Here is a 16,565-nt window from a genome sequence, read left to right as displayed (position 1 = left end):
CTCGGGTACACGGGGACGGCACGATTGTCCGGGACGGCAGCCATACTGATCGTCACCGGCTCCCGCGGAGCGCACCCGGTGTGCGCGGGGAAGACCGCGGGCCCCTGGACGAAGAACGAATGGATCGCGTGGACCTCACACCCCCCACCCGCGCCGGCCGCACACCTTCCACCGGCGCGGTCGGCCGCCGCGCCGACGCCTACGCGGCCGCACCCCTGCTCAACTGCCTGCTGCGGGAGGTGGCCGAGCCGCTCCCGGACACCGGGGACCGCCGCGTCCACCGGCTGCCGGACGGCCGGCTGCTGCGGGTGCGCGCCGGGCGGCGCCCCGCCGACCCGGAGGTGTACACGGACGGAGCCTGGCGCCGGATCGGCCACCCGGAGCTGGTGAAACTGGTCGCCGAGGAGCTGCGCCGGCACACCGGGCTGCCCGGCGGCGACCTGCCCGCCGAGATGATCGACAGCCGGGAGGCGATCGCCGCCCTGCTCACCGCCCGCGCCCGCGCCACCGCACCCGACGACCCGTACGTGCGCTCCGAGCAGTCCCTGCTCACCGGCCACCCCCACCACCCGGCCCCCAAGGCCCGCGGCGGCGGCCCGGCCGCGTCCTGGCTGCCGTACGCCCCCGAGGCGCACGCCCGCTTCCCGCTGGTGCTGCTCGGCGTCCGCGAGGACCAGGTGGCCGAGGAGGGCGACACCCGGGCCCTGGACGCCCTCGGCACCGCCCCGCCCGGCTACCGGCTGCTGCCCGCCCACCCCTGGCAACTCGACCTCGTCGCCCGCGACCTCGCGCCCGCGTTCGCCGACGGCCGGCTGCTGCGGCTCGGTACGACCGGGTTCGACACCTGGCCGACGGCCGCCGTCCGCACGGTGTACGAGCCCCGCCGCGACCTGTTCCTGAAGTTCAGCCTGGACGTCCGCATCACCAACGACATCCGCCGGCTCTGGCGTCACGACCTGCGCAGGCTCCGCCGTACCGACACGGCCGCCGCGGACGCCTTCGCCGCGATGGGCCCGCCCGCGGCCTGGCTCAGCGACCGGGGCTACCGCACCGCCGCCTTCGCCTTCGAGGAACTGGCGGTCCTGGTCCGCGACGGCCTGCGCGGCCACCTGCTGCCGGGCGCCACCCCGCTGCTCGCGGCGGGGCTCGCCGAGGGTTTCGAGGGCAGCCCGCTGGCCGCCGCGACCGACCCGGCCGCCTGGTGGGAGGCGTATCTGCGGCAGGTCGTGCCGCCCGCCCTGACCGCGTTCGACGCCCACGGGGTGGTGCTGGAGGCCCATCTGCAGAACACCCTCGTCGCGGTGGACGCGGCCGGTACGCCCGTCCAGGCGCTGTTCCGGGACGCCGAGGGCACCAAGCTGCTCCCGGACGTGACCCGGGCCGCCGGCTGGGAGCGGCTGGTGTACTGCCTGGTCGTCAACCACCTCACCGAGATCGCCGGCGCCCTCGCCGACCACCACCCCGGGCTCGACCCGTGGCCCGCCGCCCGCCGCGAACTCGCCCGGCACGACCTGCCCGAGATCCCCGCGCTGCTCGGCGCGCCCACCCTGCCCGGCAAGACCAACCTGCTGCTGCGCTGGACCGGCGCGGACGGCGCGGACGCCCGTTACCTCCCTCTGCCGAACCCGCTGGCCGGGGCCTGAACCGTCCGCCCGGCGGCATTGACACGGGCGCGGCGCGGTTTCTATTTTGATGGTTCGCGAACAATCAAAAACTGCATCGGACTGAAGGGCCTGAGACGTTGGACCGCTACGGAGTGACGATCCCCTTCAACACCGTTCCGCTGTCCGGGCACCGGCGCATCCTGGAGCGGCTCCCCGACCTCGGCTACACGGACGCGTGGACCGGTGAGGCCGCCGGCTACGACGGGTTCACCCCGCTCGCGCTGGCCGCCGCCTGGGCACCCTCCCTGCGGGTCGGGACCGGGGTGGTCCCCGTGCAGACGCGCGGCCCCGCGCTGCTGGCCATGACGGTGGCGACGCTGGCGGAGGCGGCGCCGGGGCGGGTCGTCGTCGGGGTGGGGTCGTCCGGGCCCCCGTTCGTCACCCGGATCAACGGCATCCCCTTCGAGCACCCCTACCGCAAGGTCCGCGACACCGTGCGCTTCCTCAGGGCGGCGCTGGCCGGGGAGTACGTGGCCGGGCACTTCGACTCGTTCACCATCGAGGGGTTCCGCCTCGCCTCCGTACCGCGGCCCGCGCCGCCCGTCATGATCGGTGCGCTCGGCCCGCAGATGCTGCGCCTCGCCGGCCGGGAGACCGACGGGCTCGTGACCAACTTCCTCACCGTGGACGACGTTCCGCGGGTGGTCGAGGCGATGGGGCCGCAGGGCAAGACCAAGGAGGTCGTCGCGCGGCTCTTCGTCTGCCCCACCCGCGACCGTGCCTACGCCCGGGCCCAGGGGCGCGCCATGCTGGGCTCCATCCTCAACGCCCGCACCTATTCCGGCTTCCACGACTGGCTCGGCCGGGGCGACGTCCTGGCCGCCTCCCACCGGGCCTGGGCGGCGGGCGACTTCAGGGGGGCCGCGGCGGCCGTCCCGGACCGGCTCGTGGACGAACTCCTCGTCCACGGCCACCCGGAGGAGTGCCGCGCGCACATCCGGCGCTACGTGGACGCCGGGGTGACCACCCCGCTGCTCGCCGTGATCCCGGCACCGGAGTCCGGCGCCGGCCCCGAGGGCATGATCCGCACGCTCCAGGCCCTGGCGCCGGGGGCCTGACCGGGGGCGGCCGGCGTTCCGGGCGGGGCGGCCGGTGCCTCGGCCGGTCCGGGGGGTACGGGTCGGGTCGACGGGCCTCTCGGCCGGGCGGCCGGTGTCCCGGCCGCGGCGGCCGGTGACTCGGAGGACCGGCCGGTGCTCCGGTTTCAGCGCTCGCCTCGGCCGGACCGCCGGCGCCCCGCCCGGCCTGCCGGTGTGCCGTCCGAACCGCCGGCGTCCGGCCGGACCCGACGGCGCCCCGCCCGAACCGTCGGTGCCCTGGCCGGGCGGCCGGCGGTCTCGTGCTCCCGGAAGCCGCTCGGCGTCGCCTACTTGACCTCGAGGATCTTGGCGACCAGGCGGGCCAGTGTCTTGCGCTCGGCGGGAGTGAGGGCCTGGAAGGCGCGGTCCAGCAGGCGCGGCACCCCGCTCTCGACCTCGGCCAGGGCGACCAGCCCCTCCGCGGTCAGGGTGATCGCGTTGGCACGCCGGTCCTTGGGATGCCGCTCGCGACGCACCAGGCCCGAGTCCTCCAGGCCGTCGATGCAGCCCACCATCACGCTGCGGTCGATGCGCAACTGCTCGCTCAGCTCCTGCTGCGAACAGGGCCCCACGTCGCTGAGCATCTTCAGCACCAGGTGCTGGGCCGCGGTGACGTTGTACCCGGTCAGTTCGGCGTCGACGGCCCGGGCCACCACGGTGGTGGCCCGGCACATCGCGATGTCCGGGCGGTCCATGGCCAGTGTGGCGAAGTAGCGCCGGCGGCTGGTGTCCTCGGCATCCCTGCTCGGCGAAGTGCGCCGGGTGCGTGGCGGGTTGGTGGTCATAGGCTTCCTCGTCCCTGCACTTCCTCGCCATAGGAGGTGCCAAGAATGTTTGTACTACCACATATATCGAACTCAACTCTAACAAGTTACGGGATGTTCCACGCGTGCCGGCGGTGTCCGCACGGTCGCGGTACGCGGCGGACCGGGGCGCCCGCGGGGTGGGAACACCCCCGCGCGCACCCCGGTCCGTCCGGAGCCCGTGGCCCGGTCTCACCACTCCACGGGAAGGGCCCTGGGGCGCAGCGTCAGCAGGCCGCCCACCCATTCCACCTGCTCGGCGGGGACGGCGAGGCGCAGTGACGGCAGCCGACGGGCCAGGGTGCCGAACGCGGCCTGGAGCTCCACGCGCGCGACACCCGCACCCGGGCAGTAGTGGTGGCCGTGCCCGAAGGCCAGGTGGGCGATGTCGGTGCGGGTGAGGTCGAGGCGCTCGGGGTCGGACACCCGCCGGGTGTCGCGCCCCGCCGCGTGCATCACCGGGATGACACCCTCGCCCTTGGCCACCCGGGTGCCGGCCAGTTCGACGTCCTCCGTGGCGATCCGCATGAAGCCGATCTCGGACGGGGGCGCGTAGCGCAGGAGTTCCTCCGTCGCCTGCGGCAGCAGACCGGGGTCGTCGGCGAGCAGCCGCCACTGGTCCTGGTGGCGCAGCAGCTGGAACAGGCCGCGCGAGATGGCGCTCACCGTGGTGTCGTGGCCCGCCACCAGCAGGTTGATGCCGAGCCAGACCAGCTCCCGCTCGTTCAGCCGGTCGTCGGCGTCCCGCGCCGTGATCAGCGTGCTGAGCAGGTCCTCACCCGGCTCCTCGCGGTGCTTGGCGACCAGGCCGGCGACGTACGCGGCGGACTCCTCGCGTGCCGCCAGCCGCTCCTCCGGTGTGTGCGCCGTGATGCTCACGAGCCGGTCGGTCCACCGCTGGAGCTTCTCCCGGTCCTCGACGGGGGCGCCGACCATCTCGCAGATGACCCAGACGGGCAGCACGGCGGCGAAGTCGTGGTGCAGGTCGGCCGGGCGGGGCCCCTCGGCCAGCCGGTCGATCAGCTCGTTGGCGATCTGCTCGATCCGGGGCCGCCACAGCTCCGCCTTGCGCGGGGTGAACGCGGGGGAGATGAGCCGGCGCAGCCGGGAGTGGTCCGGCCCCTCCTGGTTGAGGAGGTTGTAGGGGTTGTCCGAGAAGTCCTCACCGCTGACGGTGCGGACCGCCCCCGGCTCCCGCAGTGCCGCCCGGGACAGCCTGCGGTCGGACATCGCGGCCGACACCTCGTCGTAGCCGGTGACCATCCAGGCGGTGTCGCCGCTGGGCAGCCGCACCTTGGTCACGGGGCACTTGGCGCGCAGCTCGGAGTATTCCTCCGGGGGCTCGCCGAGGGGGCCGAGCGGGAGCGGGTACTGCGGAAGTGTGTCGTCGGACATGCCGTGGGTTCCCTTCGGGCGGTCGGTGGGCGGGCGGTCAGGCCGTGGGGGTGGACGAAGTGGCTTCCGGGGTCGTGGGCGGGCCGGTGAGCGGCGGTACGGCGATGGCCGGTACCGGCGCGGGCGCGGGCGGCTTCCGGCCGAACAGGCGCATCGCGGGGTGCTCGACGGCCACGTGCAGGGCCCAGGACAGCAGCAGGGAGAGGGCGAAGGCGATCGCCATCAGGCCGAGCGCCGTGGAGGTCTCCCAGGTCCGGCCCGTGCCGAGCAGCCGGTGCCCGTGCTGGAGCAGCAGCCGGTGGACGAGGTAGAAGGCGAAGGACCATTCGCCGAGCCGGACGGCGACGGGGTGGGCGAGCGGTGAACCGGCGCCCCGCACGTCCCGCTGGGCGACGGCCGCGATGAGCAGGCCGATGGGTACGACGGTCACGCTGGTGAGGCCGTACAGGAACGGAAGTTGCAGCGAGAGCGCGTAGCCCGCGAGGACCAGCACGGCCGCCGGCAGCACCCGCACGGGGACGGCCCGGCCCGCCAGCACCATCCGGGCCAGCAGGATGCCGAAGCCGAACTCCAGCAGGCGGCCGACCGGAAGGACGTACACGAACCAGAACTGCCACACGGAGCCGGAGCCGAACGGCAGGGCCGGGGAGTCGGGCAGCAGTTCCGAGACCAGCGGGAGCAGCGGGACGAGCAGCGCCGTGACCACCGCCCACCGCCACAGCCGCCCGGGCTCGATGCGCCGCACGAGCCGCAGCAGCACCGGGAACAGCAGGTAGAAGAAGACCTCGCAGGACAGCGACCAGCTGACGTCGTTGAGGCTGGAGAAGACCGAGCGGTCGGGGAACCAGGTGTGCACCAGCAGCAGGTTGGGGACGGCCTGGCGCCAGGTGGCCGCGGTACCGGCCGTGGCCAGCAGGATCAGCGCGGCGGCCCAGGTGACGGCGTGCAGCGGATAGATCTTGGCGGCCCGTCGGCGCCAGAAGGCCCGTGCCGTGTCCGTGGGGCGGGCGGACCAGGTCAGGACGAAACCGCTGAGCACGAAGAAGAAACTCACGCCCAGCCAGCCGGCGTTGGCCACGGCGTTCGCGTATCCCCGGCCGAAGCCGGCGTCGGTGAACGGGGCTTCGAGCGAGGCGTGGAAGGCGAAGACGAACAGAACGGCGACGAAGCGCAGGCCCGTCAGGGACGGGAGCCGGGAGAGGCTCGCCGGCCCACGCGGATCCGTGGTCATGTAACACTCCGGATCTAGAAGACCAGTATTCTCATGTTCGCTAAACATCGAAGTTTAGGCGAAACGGGGCCGCCTGTGAACGGCGGAGCGGGACCGCCTGCGTACGGCGGCGCGGGCTGCCCGTCACCGCGGAAGCGGGGCCCTCCGTGGACGAGGGGGCAGGGGCTGCGCGTGCGGGGCGGTGAGGTGCCGCCGGGAGCCTGTCCGTTGTCCCGGCGACGGTGTCACGGAAGCCTCAGGCGGCCGATTCGAGTGCCTGGTGTGCGTGGGTGACGGCCTGGAGGCGATTCTTCACCCCGAGTTTCCGAAGGATATTGGATACATGGAATTTGACGGTTTTCTGGCTGAGGCAGCAGGCCTCGGCGATCTCCGCATTGGACCGGCCGGCGGTCATATGGGAGAAGACCTCCCTCTCCCGGGCGGTGAGCCGTTCCAGCGGTGAGGCGGTACCGGGAGTGAAGAAGGGGAGGTGCGGCAGTATGCCGTCGATGATGCGGACCGCGATGCCATGGGGCAGGAAAACCTGGTCCCGCGCGGTCGAATGGACGGCGCCCACCAGATCGTCCAGCGGTGCGTCGTGACAGACGAAAGCGCGCACACCCAGCTGGAGATAGGCGACGATGCGCTCGATGCGGGGGTCGCGCATGACCAGCACGACGCCGGCCGGCCGCCGCCGCGGCGGCTGCGCACCGACACCGGCGGAGACTTCCTCGCTGGTCAGGAGGACTTCCTTGGGCGATAACGCGGCGACGTCCTCCACCAGCAGGACATCGGCCTGCGGCCTGGGACCGTAGTGCTCCCGGCCGGCGGGCGGCCGCGCGACGAGTTGGATGCCCGGCGTCGACCGGAGGGCTGCCGCGATTCCGGCGGAGAGGATCGACTGGCTTCTCGGGGTGGCCACGTGAATGGCCGTCACGCTGCGGTTACTCGTATCGCGCTCGATCACAGTACCCCCTGTTGATGACCAAATGGGCCGCTTCCCGGCGGACAGCGGTCGGAATGGCGCGGGCAGCTTCACCCAGCAGGCGACGGTGCGCCGATGCTATCCCCATAACCATCTTGCTTTCAATCATTTTCGGCCAGACATACTGCTGTAACGAAAGACTGTGACCGGTTCCGATCTCCCTGGTCTTCGGTCGAGGTTCAGACTGGCCGGTCGGCCGAAGCACCGGGCACGGTCGATCACACAGGCTGGGTGTATGCCGAATCGATTTACGCCGGAGAAGGTCCTGTGACAGCCCCGACCCACGCCGAAAGGGTCTTGCTCGACGGCCGGTCCCTCACGCTGCACGATGTCGTCCGCATGGCCCGGCCCCCGTTGGAGGGGGTGGCCGCCACCGCCGCCCTGAGCCCGGAAGCCCAGCTCGCGACGGAACGAAGCGTGCGCCTGCGGAACCGTCTGATCGAGGGCCGCAAGCCCATCTACGGTGTCACCACGGGATTTGGAGACAGTGTCACCAACCAGATCAGCCCCGAGCGCGCTGCGCACCTGCAACGGAATCTGATTCGCTACCACCTCAACGGCACCGGGCCGGACACCGCCGCCGACGTGGTACGCGCCACCCTCCTCATCCGGGCCAACGCGCTCGCCCGCGGAAACTCCGGGATCCGGCCGGTGGTCATCGACAGACTCCTCGACCACCTGCACGCCGACGTCCTGCCCCGCGTACCCGAACGCGGGTCGCTGGGCGCGAGCGGCGACCTGGTCCCGCTGTGCTACGTCGCCTCCGTGCTGCTCGGGGAAGGCGACGTCCACTACGGCAAACGGCTGCTGCCGGCCTCCGAGGCCCACCGGGAAGCGGACATCCAGCCGCTCACCCTGGAGGCCAAGGAGGGCCTGGCCCTCATCAACGGCACGTCGTTCACCACGGCGTTCGCCGTCCTCGCGGCCCATGACGCCACCTCGATCGCACACAGCGCCGAGATCGTCACCGCGTTCGTCAGCGAGGCCCTGCTGGGCAACGCCTCGCACTTCGCCGCCTTCCTGCACGAGGCCAAACCGCACCCCGGCCAGGTCGCCGTGGCCGAGCGGGTCAGCCGGCTGATCGCCGGCTCCGGCCTCGCCACGACGTACGAGGAGATCCTCGACGCCACGGACCCGCTGTTCGACGACTACCGCCGGCTGGAACAGCGCATCCAGGACCACTACTCGGTGCGCTGCGCCCCGCACGTCATCGGTGTACTGCACGACACCCTCGGCTGGGTCCGCCAGTGGCTCACGACCGAGATCAACGCCTCCACCGACAACCCGCTCTTCTCCGTCGACGAGGAACGCGCGCACCACGGCGGCAACTTCTACGCCGGCCATGTCGCCCAGGCCATGGACAGCCTCAAGACCGCCACCGCCAGTGTGGCCGACCTGCTGGACCGGCAGCTCGCGCTCATCGTGGACCCGAAGTTCAGCCGGGGACTGCCCGCCAACCTCGTGCCGCCCTCGCTCAGCGCCGAGGCCGGACTGCACCACGGTTTCAAGGGCATGCAGATCGCCGCCTCCGCGGTGACCGCCGAGGCGCTCAAGACCGCCGCTCCGGCCAGCGTGTTCTCCCGCTCCACCGAAGCCCACAACCAGGACAAGGTGAGCATGGGCACCATCGCGGCGCGCGACGCGCGCACCGTGAACGAGCTGACGAGCCAGGTGGCCGCGATCACCCTGCTCGCCGCCGCCCAGGCCATCGACCTGCGGGGCCCCGAGCAGGCCGCCCCCTCGGTCCGCCGGGTCCACGCCCTCGTCCGCTCCCACGTCCCCTTCACCGACGGCGACCGGCGCATGGAAGGGGACATCGCCACCGTCCGCGAGTTGATTCTCGACGGCAGCCTGGCCCGCGCGGCCGGCTACTCATCCGACAAGGACACCGATGCTGCTGCTGCGTGACACCACCACGGAAGAGGCACTCCTCGGCACGGCCCGTGAGCACACCGGCCTCGTCCGCGACAGCCACGCGGGGACGGTCGAACCCGGCGCGCTGGGCCGGAAGTTCACCGCCACCCTGCAGGCCGCACTGGAATCCGGCCTGTACGAGCGCGACGCCCTCGCCGGACTCGCCGACAAGGCCCTGGCGGCCGCCCCGGAGTCCGTCGTCGCGGACCTCGTGCCCCAGCTGCCGTTCCTGCCCAAGCAGAGCCTGAGCACCGGCGGGCACAAGGCGTTCACCCGCGGGCTGTCGGAGTTCCTGCACTACTACGAGTCGTCGGGCACGACCGGCAACCCGGTCGCCGCGCCGAAGGCCCTCGACGACCTGGTCGTGAACACGATCAACATCGGCGAGCAGTGGGGCAGGATCCTGGAGCGTTCCGACCGCGCCCTCATCCTGATCAACGCCCCCTTCGCGCCGGCGGCCTACCAGTTCGAGAAGGTCCTGGAGTACCTCCAGGTGATGTCCCTGCGGCCGTGGGTGGACAACATCACCGGGGACTACACCCGGGTGCTCCGGCTCACCCGGGAACTCGGGGTGAACGTCTTCGTCGGGCCCCCGTCGCGGCTGCTGGAGATGGTCCAGTTCGCCTACCGCAACGACGAGCCGGTGCCGGCCTTCGACAAGCTGCTGCTGATGGCCGAGCAGACCGGACCCGGATTCGTGCGCCACCTGGAGCGGCTCACCGGGGCCACCGCCTACGTCGCCGCCTACGGCTCCTCGGAGACCGGCACCACCGCCGTCACCTGCGAACGCGGCAACCTGCACCTCCAGACGCAGAGTTACGTCCTGGAACTGACCGACGACTCCGGGACCCGGTTCGTGGACGGCAGCCCCGACCGCGGCGAACTCGTCGTCACCACCCTCGACATGCCGGGCCGGCCCCTGCTGCGCTACCGCACCGGCGACCTCGTGGAGATCCCCGGGACACCGTGCCCGTGCGGGGTCGCGACCCCGCTGCTGCGCACCCTGGGACGTTCGCAGGACCTGATCGTCCTGGAGGGCAACGGCATCCGGCAGAACGACTTCGAGGCCGCGCTCTGGCCGGAGCGGCACAGCGGTCCCACGGTCCTGAACTACATGCTGGTCATCCAGGGCAAGGCCGTCGTCTGCCTGGCGACCACCGACGTACCCGTCGACGAGGCCTGGACGCGCGCGACCGCGGACCGGGTCCAGGGCCTGTTCCCCGGCTACGAACTGGCCCTGCGCCCGGTGGAGAAGCTGCCGCCGCTCGCCTCGCTCGGCCAGTACCTCGGCTGGAAACTGTCGCGGGTCCTCGACCTCAACGACGCCCGCAACCGGGACCGGCTGCCCGATCCGATCCGGGGCGTGGTCGAGACGACCCTCGCCGACCTCGCGTCCACGCCCGAGAAGTGAGGAGTCCACGCACATGTGCGGCATAGCAGGCTGGCTCGACTGGCAACGCGACATGACCGGTCACGCGGCCGTCGTCTCCCGGATGGCGGAGACGCTCGCCCTGCGCGGCCCGGACGGGGCCGGAGTGTGGAGCGCACCGCGCCTCGCGCTCGGACACCGCAGGCTCGCCGTCATCGACGTGGACCACGGGCATCAGCCGATGGCCGTCCACGCCACGGACGACGACCGGGAGCTGGCGGTGGTCTCCTTCAGCGGCGAGATCCACAACTTCCGTGAGCTGCGCACCGAACTCACCGCGCGGGGGCACCGCTTCCGCACCGGCACGGACACCGAGGTGCTGCTGGCCGCCCACCGCGAGTGGGGCGAGACGGCCGTCACCCGGTTCGCCGGAATGTTCGCGTACGCGCTGTGGGACATCGCCCGGGAGACCCTGTGGCTGGCCCGCGACCCGCTGGGCGTCAAGCCCCTCTTCTACGCGGAACACCCCTCCGGAGTGATCTTCGGGTCCGAGCCGAAGGCGCTGTTCGCCAGCGGCCAGGTCGCCGCCGAGGTGGACGCCGAGGGACTGGTGGACGTCTTCACGGTGGCGGCCAGACGCCCCGGGGACGCCGTGTTCCGCACCATGCGGGAGGTGAAGCCCGGCCACATCGTCCGCTGCGACCGCCGCGGCGCCCACGAGCAGCGGTACTGGCAGGTGCGGAGCGCCCCGCACGAGGACGACGTCCCCACCACGGTCGCCCGGGTCCGCGAGCTGCTCGGCCGGGCGGTCACCGAGCAGGTCCACGCCGATGTGCCGCTGGGCGCCCTGCTCTCCGGCGGCATCGACTCCAGTGCCATCACGGCGCTCGGCGCCGGCGCCCTGTCGGCGGCGGGCCTGGACCCGCTCGCCACGTACTCGGTCGACTTCGCCGGCAGCGAGGAGGAGTTCTCCGCGGACGCGCTGCACGACTCCCGCGACGCCCCGTTCGTCCAGGCGGTCGTCGGCCACCTGGGCACCAAGCACACCGAGGTCCTGGTGGAGCCGGCCGCGCTGCTGGAGGAGTCCCGGACCACCCTGCGGGCCCGGGACGTCCCCGGCGTCGGCGACCTGGACGTGTCGCTCTACCTGCTCTTCCGCGAGGTACGGGGGCACCTCACCGTCGCCCTGTCCGGCGAGGGGGCGGACGACGCGTTCGGCGGTTACCCCTGGTTCCTGTCCGAGACGAAGCAGCCGACCGACAACTTCCCCTGGTCGGCCGGCGTCCAGGACCGCAACGCCGTCCTGTCGGCGCAGCTGCGGCCCCACCTCGACCTGCACGCCCGCCTCGACGCCCGCTATCGGGAGGCGCTGAGCGAGGTGCCCCGGCTGGAGGGCGAGACCGGTACGGACCGGCGGATGCGGGAGGTCTACTACCTGCAGCTCACCCGGTTCCTGCCGTTCCTGCTCGACCGCAAGGACCGGATGAGCATGGCCAACGGCCTGGAGGTCCGGGTGCCGTTCTGCGACCACCGGCTGGTCGACTACGTGTGGAACGTGCCCTGGCAGGTCAAGCGGCTGGGCGACCAGGAGAAGGGCCTGCTGCGCAGCGCGGTCGAGGACCTGCTGCCCGCCGAGGTGGTGCACCGGCCCAAGAGCGGTTTCCCCGTCGGCAAGGGCTCCGCGTACCTGGACTCCGTCCGGGCCGCGGTCTCCGACATGATCGGCGACTCGGGGTCACCGGCCATGGAGCTGCTGGACGCCACGACCCTGCGCGCCATGGTCGACAACAAGGACTGGTTCAACGGCAACTTCACGCCGCCGCCCATCCTGCCCCGCGCGCTGCAACTCGACAGCTGGCTTCGTGACTACCAGGTCAGGGTGGTGCTGTGACTCGCCGTCTGTTCACCTCGGAGTCCGTGACCGAGGGACATCCCGACAAGATCGCCGACCAGATCAGCGACACGATTCTCGACGCGCTGCTGCGGCAGGACCCGGCCTCCCGGGTCGCCGTGGAGACGCTGATCACCACCGGTCAGGTGCACGTGGCCGGCGAGGTGACGACCAAGGCCTACGCGGACATCCCGGCCCTCGTCCGCGACACGATCCTGGCCATCGGTTACGACTCCTCGAAGAAGGGCTTCGACGGCGTGTCCTGCGGTGTGTCGGTGTCGATCGGCGCGCAGTCCCCTGACATCGCGCAGGGTGTCGACGCGGCGTACGAGGCCCGGGTGGAGGGCGCCGCCGCGGGCGGGGAAGCGGACGAACTCGACAAGCAGGGCGCGGGCGACCAGGGCCTGATGTTCGGTTACGCGTCCGACGAGACGCCGACCCTGATGCCGCTGCCGATCTTCCTGGCGCACCGGCTGTCCAAGCGGCTCTCCGAGGTCCGCAAGAACGGCACCATCCCCTACCTGCGCCCGGACGGGAAGACGCAGGTCACCATCGAGTACGACGGCGACAAGGCCGTCCGCCTCGACACGGTGGTCGTCTCCTCCCAGCACGCCTCCGACGTCGACCTCGACGAGATGCTGATCCCGGACGTCCGTACGTTCGTGGTGGAGCCGGAGCTGAAGGCGCTGCTGGACGAGGGCATCAAGCTGGAGACCGAGGGCTACCGGCTGCTGGTGAACCCGACCGGCCGTTTCGAGATCGGCGGCCCGATGGGCGACGCCGGCCTGACCGGCCGCAAGATCATCATCGACACCTACGGCGGCATGGCCCGCCACGGCGGCGGTGCCTTCTCCGGCAAGGACCCGTCCAAGGTCGACCGTTCGGCCGCGTACGCGATGCGCTGGGTCGCGAAGAACGTCGTCGCCGCCGGTCTCGCCTCGCGCTGCGAGGTGCAGGTGGCGTACGCGATCGGCAAGGCGGAGCCGGTGGGCCTGTTCGTGGAGACCTTCGGCACCCACACGGTCGACCCGGAGAGGATCGAGAAGGCGATCGACGAGGTCTTCGACCTCCGCCCGGCCGCGATCATCCGCGACCTGAGCCTGCTCCGCCCGATCTACTCCCGGACCGCGGCCTACGGCCACTTCGGGCGGACCCACCCCGACTTCACCTGGGAGCGCACCGACCGCGTGACGGCCCTCCGCAAGGCAGCGGGGGTGTGAGGTGCGGATAGCGGTCACCGGCTCCATCGCCACCGATCACCTGATGCACTTCCCCGGCCGGTTCAGCGAACAGCTCGTGGCGGAGCAGCTCGACCACGTGTCGCTCTCCTTCCTGGTGGACGAGCTGCACATCCGCCGCGGCGGCGTCGCCTCGAACATCGCCTTCGGCCTCGGACAGCTCGGCCTGCGGCCGGTGCTCGTCGGCGCCGTCGGCCAGGACTTCGAGGAGTACGACGCGTGGCTCACCCGGCACGGCGTCGACACCGGCGTGGTCCACCGCTCCCGGACCCGGCACACCGCACGGTTCCAGTGCACCACCGACGAGGACGGCAACCAGATCGCCTCGTTCTACGCCGGCGCGATGAGCGAGGCGGCGACGATCGACATCGGCGCCGTCGCCGACCGTGTCGGCGGCCTGGACCTGGTGCTGATCGGGGCGAACGACCCCGAGGCGATGCTCCGGCACACCGAGGACTGCCGCCGGGCCGGGCTGCCCTTCGCCGCCGACCCGTCCCAGCAGCTCGCACGGCTGCCCGGCGAGGCGATCAGGGAGCTGGTGACCGGTGCGGACCACCTCTTCACCAACGGGTACGAAAGCGGTCTGCTGCTCCGCAAGACCGGCTGGCAGCCGGAGGACGTCCTCGAACGGGTCGGCACCTGGGTCACGACCCTGGGCGGCAAGGGCTGCCGGATCCAGCGCCGGGGCGAGCCCGGCACCGAGATCGCGGCGGTGCCGGTGACCGACCAGCGCGACCCCACCGGCGTGGGCGACGGCTTCCGCGCCGGGTTCCTCGCGGCACTCGGCTGGGGACTCGGCCCGGCCAGGGCGGCCCAGCTGGGCTCCGCCGTGGCCGCGAGCGTGCTGGAGGCGGTCGGTGCCCAGGAGTACCGGCTGGACCCGCGGGACCTGGCCGCGCGGTGCGGCGCCGCCTACGGGCCCGAGGCACAGCGGGAGCTGGCCGGGTTCCTCGGCGCCGGGGGCGGTGGGGACTCGTGACCGTGCCGGGCGCGCCGCCGGAGGGTGTGCGCCGCAGGCTGGCCGAGGGCCGCCCCCTGTACTCCTTCGAGGTCTTCCCGCCGAAGACCCCGCGGGGCGAACGGGACCTGTGGCGCACCCTGCGCGACATCGAGGTGCTGCGGCCGGCGTTCGTCTCGGTCACCTACGGGGCGGGCGGCTCCTCCCGGGACCGTACGACGTCCCTCGCCGAGCGCATCGCGCAGGACACCACCCTCCCGGTGGTCGCCCATCTCACCGCCGTCGGGCACTCCGTGGCCGAACTGCGGCGGATCATCGGGAGTTACGCGCAGGCCGGGGTGCGTGACCTGCTGGTCCTGCGCGGCGATCCGCCGAACGATCCGCAGGGGCCGTGGACACCGCACCCCCAAGGGGTGCGGTACGCCGCCGAACTGGTGCGGCTGGTCCGCCAGGCCGGTGACTTCGGGATCGGTGTCGCCGCGTTCCCCGAGCGCCACCCCCGCTCGCCGGACTGGGAGCAGGACATCCGGCACTTCGTCGCGAAGGCGCGGGCCGGCGCCGACTTCGCGATCACCCAGATGTTCTTCCGGGCCGAGGACTACCTGCGGCTCCGGGACCGGCTCGACGCGGCGGGGTGCACCCTCCCGGTGATCCCCGAGATCATGCCCGCCACCCGGTTCCGGCAGATCGCCCGCTTCGCCGAGCTGAGCGGCGCGACCGTGCCCGCCGAACTGGCCCACCGGCTGGAGAACGCGCGGGACGACGCCGAGGCCCACCGGATCGGCGTCGACCACGCCACCGCGATGGCCCGGCACCTGCTCGACCAGGGGGCGCCCGGCCTGCACTTCATCACCCTCAACCGTTCGACGGCGGCCCTCGACATCTACCGCGGTCTGGGACTGCCCGAGCCCCGCCGTGCCCTCGCGGCGGCCGCAGGAGGAACCGACCGTGGTACGCGCTGAAGCCACCGCCCCGGCGGCCGACGCCGACTGTGACGTGTACGTCGTGGGCACCGTGTTCCAGGACATCGTCTTCACCGGGCTCGACGGAGCCCCGGTGAAGGGCGCCGAGTCCTGGGCCCGCGGCATGGGGTGCAGCCCGGGCGGGGTGGCCAACACGGCGACGGCACTCGCCCGGCTGGGCCTGCGCACCATGCTCTGCGCGGCGTTCGGCGACGACGAGTACGGCGACCACTGCTGGGCCGACCTCGCCGCCGAGGGCGTCGACCTGTCGCTGGCCCGCAGACCGGCGGGCTGGCACTCCCCGGTGACCGTCTCCTTCGCCTACGAGGGCGACCGGACCATGGTCACCCACGGCCACGAGGTACCGGCCGGCGAGCACCTGCCGCCGCCGGTGCCGCCGGGCAGCCGCGCCTGCGTCACCGGACTCGCTCCGGACCAGGAGGCCGGCTGGGTGCGGCGGGCCGCCGCGCAGGGCAGCCTGGTGTTCGCCGACGCCGGCTGGGACGCCACCGGCCGCTGGACCCTGTCCGACCTGGACGGGCTCGACCACTGCCATGCCTTCGTACCGAACGCGGCCGAGGCCCTCCGCTACACCCGCACCGACGACGTCCGCGCCGCGGCCCGCGCGCTGGCCGAGGTGGTACCGGTGGCCGTGGTGACCGCGGGCGAGCAGGGCGCCGTCGCCTGCGACGGCCGCACCGGGGACGAGGCGGCCGTGCCCGCGGTGTCCGTCGACGCCCTGGATCCCACCGGCGCGGGCGATGTGTTCCTGTCCGGGTTCGTGTTCGCGACACTGGCCGACTGGCCGCTCGCGGACCGCCTCGCCTTCGCCAACCTCTGCGCCGCGCTCTCCGTCGCCGAGTTCGGCGGAGCGCACTCGGCGCCGGGCTGGCACGAGATCACCCGCTGGTGGTCGGGCCTGCGCGGCACGGACCCCCGCTGCCGCCACGGCGCGGAACTGCTGGAGCGCTACGACTTCCTGACGGCATCGACCATGACGGCGCCGCGGACCCCGCCGCGCCGTGCGGTTCCCACGATCGGATTCCGGGGAGCCGCTCCGTCACCCGCAGGCCGACGGTGACCCCCACCTCCCGTCC

13 protein-coding genes are annotated in these 16,565 nt (G+C 72.5%); 9 read left to right on the top strand and 4 right to left on the bottom strand.

Features of this window, described 5'->3' with window-relative positions:
* The first annotated feature begins 119 nt into the window (after window positions 1–119).
* Together ACZ4VF_RS05380 and ACZ4VF_RS05375 are read left to right on the top strand one after the other, a co-directional pair.
* On the top strand, window positions 120–1,643 hold the full coding sequence (locus tag ACZ4VF_RS05380) for an IucA/IucC family protein (protein WP_467923293.1): 1,524 nt from the start codon (window positions 120–122) through the stop codon (window positions 1,641–1,643).
* Window positions 1,644–1,741: 98 nt separating this feature from the next.
* Complete coding sequence (locus ACZ4VF_RS05375; RefSeq protein WP_467923292.1) at window positions 1,742–2,722, top strand: LLM class F420-dependent oxidoreductase; 981 nt, start codon at window positions 1,742–1,744, stop codon at window positions 2,720–2,722.
* A 308-nt stretch (window positions 2,723–3,030) separates the two neighbouring features.
* Here ACZ4VF_RS05375 and ACZ4VF_RS05370 read toward each other — a convergent pair whose 3' ends face one another.
* The 4 genes from ACZ4VF_RS05370 to ACZ4VF_RS05355 form a co-directional block, all read right to left on the bottom strand.
* Window positions 3,031–3,528, bottom strand: a complete 498-nt coding sequence (locus ACZ4VF_RS05370; RefSeq protein WP_356154602.1) for a MarR family winged helix-turn-helix transcriptional regulator — start codon at window positions 3,526–3,528, stop codon at window positions 3,031–3,033.
* A gap of 210 nt (window positions 3,529–3,738) precedes the next feature.
* The gene (locus tag ACZ4VF_RS05365) at window positions 3,739–4,941 is read right to left on the bottom strand and encodes a cytochrome P450 (RefSeq protein WP_467923291.1); all 1,203 of its coding nucleotides are present in this window, start codon (window positions 4,939–4,941) and stop codon (window positions 3,739–3,741) included.
* Window positions 4,942–4,978: 37 nt separating this feature from the next.
* Window positions 4,979–6,172 carry an acyltransferase family protein gene (locus ACZ4VF_RS05360; protein ID WP_467923290.1) on the bottom strand — a complete coding sequence of 398 codons (1,194 nt, stop codon included), beginning with the start codon at window positions 6,170–6,172 and terminating at the stop codon, window positions 4,979–4,981.
* Between the two features lie 235 nt (window positions 6,173–6,407).
* A complete protein-coding gene (locus tag ACZ4VF_RS05355) occupies window positions 6,408–7,118 on the bottom strand; it encodes a helix-turn-helix transcriptional regulator (RefSeq protein WP_467923289.1) in 711 nt (236 codons plus the stop codon).
* Window positions 7,119–7,403: 285 nt separating this feature from the next.
* Here ACZ4VF_RS05355 and ACZ4VF_RS05350 point away from each other — a divergent pair, with 285 nt between their 5' ends.
* From ACZ4VF_RS05350 to ACZ4VF_RS05320, 7 genes are read left to right on the top strand one after another with little or no spacing between them, the layout of a single operon-like run.
* Complete coding sequence (locus tag ACZ4VF_RS05350) at window positions 7,404–9,044, top strand: HAL/PAL/TAL family ammonia-lyase (protein WP_467923288.1); 1,641 nt, start codon at window positions 7,404–7,406, stop codon at window positions 9,042–9,044.
* On the top strand, window positions 9,028–10,461 hold the full coding sequence (locus ACZ4VF_RS05345; protein ID WP_467923287.1) for a phenylacetate--CoA ligase family protein: 1,434 nt from the start codon (window positions 9,028–9,030) through the stop codon (window positions 10,459–10,461). Before ACZ4VF_RS05350 ends, ACZ4VF_RS05345 begins: the two co-directional genes overlap by 17 nt.
* Before the next feature lie 13 nt (window positions 10,462–10,474).
* Window positions 10,475–12,310 (top strand): asparagine synthase (glutamine-hydrolyzing), encoded by a 1,836-nt coding sequence (asnB, locus tag ACZ4VF_RS05340; protein WP_467923286.1) that lies wholly within the window; start codon window positions 10,475–10,477, stop codon window positions 12,308–12,310.
* Complete coding sequence (gene metK, locus ACZ4VF_RS05335; protein WP_467923285.1) at window positions 12,307–13,530, top strand: methionine adenosyltransferase; 1,224 nt, start codon at window positions 12,307–12,309, stop codon at window positions 13,528–13,530. The genes asnB and metK overlap by 4 nt, the downstream gene beginning before the upstream one ends.
* A gap of 1 nt (window position 13,531) precedes the next feature.
* On the top strand, window positions 13,532–14,527 hold the full coding sequence (locus ACZ4VF_RS05330) for a carbohydrate kinase family protein (protein WP_467923284.1): 996 nt from the start codon (window positions 13,532–13,534) through the stop codon (window positions 14,525–14,527).
* Between the two features lie 2 nt (window positions 14,528–14,529).
* Window positions 14,530–15,468: a methylenetetrahydrofolate reductase [NAD(P)H] gene (gene metF / locus ACZ4VF_RS05325; RefSeq protein WP_467923780.1), complete on the top strand. Its 939-nt coding sequence runs from the start codon at window positions 14,530–14,532 to the stop codon at window positions 15,466–15,468.
* A complete protein-coding gene (locus ACZ4VF_RS05320; RefSeq protein ID WP_467923283.1) occupies window positions 15,455–16,549 on the top strand; it encodes a carbohydrate kinase family protein in 1,095 nt (364 codons plus the stop codon). The genes metF and ACZ4VF_RS05320 overlap by 14 nt, the downstream gene beginning before the upstream one ends.
* The last annotated feature ends 16 nt before the right edge of the window (window positions 16,550–16,565 follow it).

This window comes from Streptomyces sp. NPDC029151 (assembly GCF_055564315.1).
This window is presented reverse-complemented; position numbering and strand designations above follow the sequence as displayed.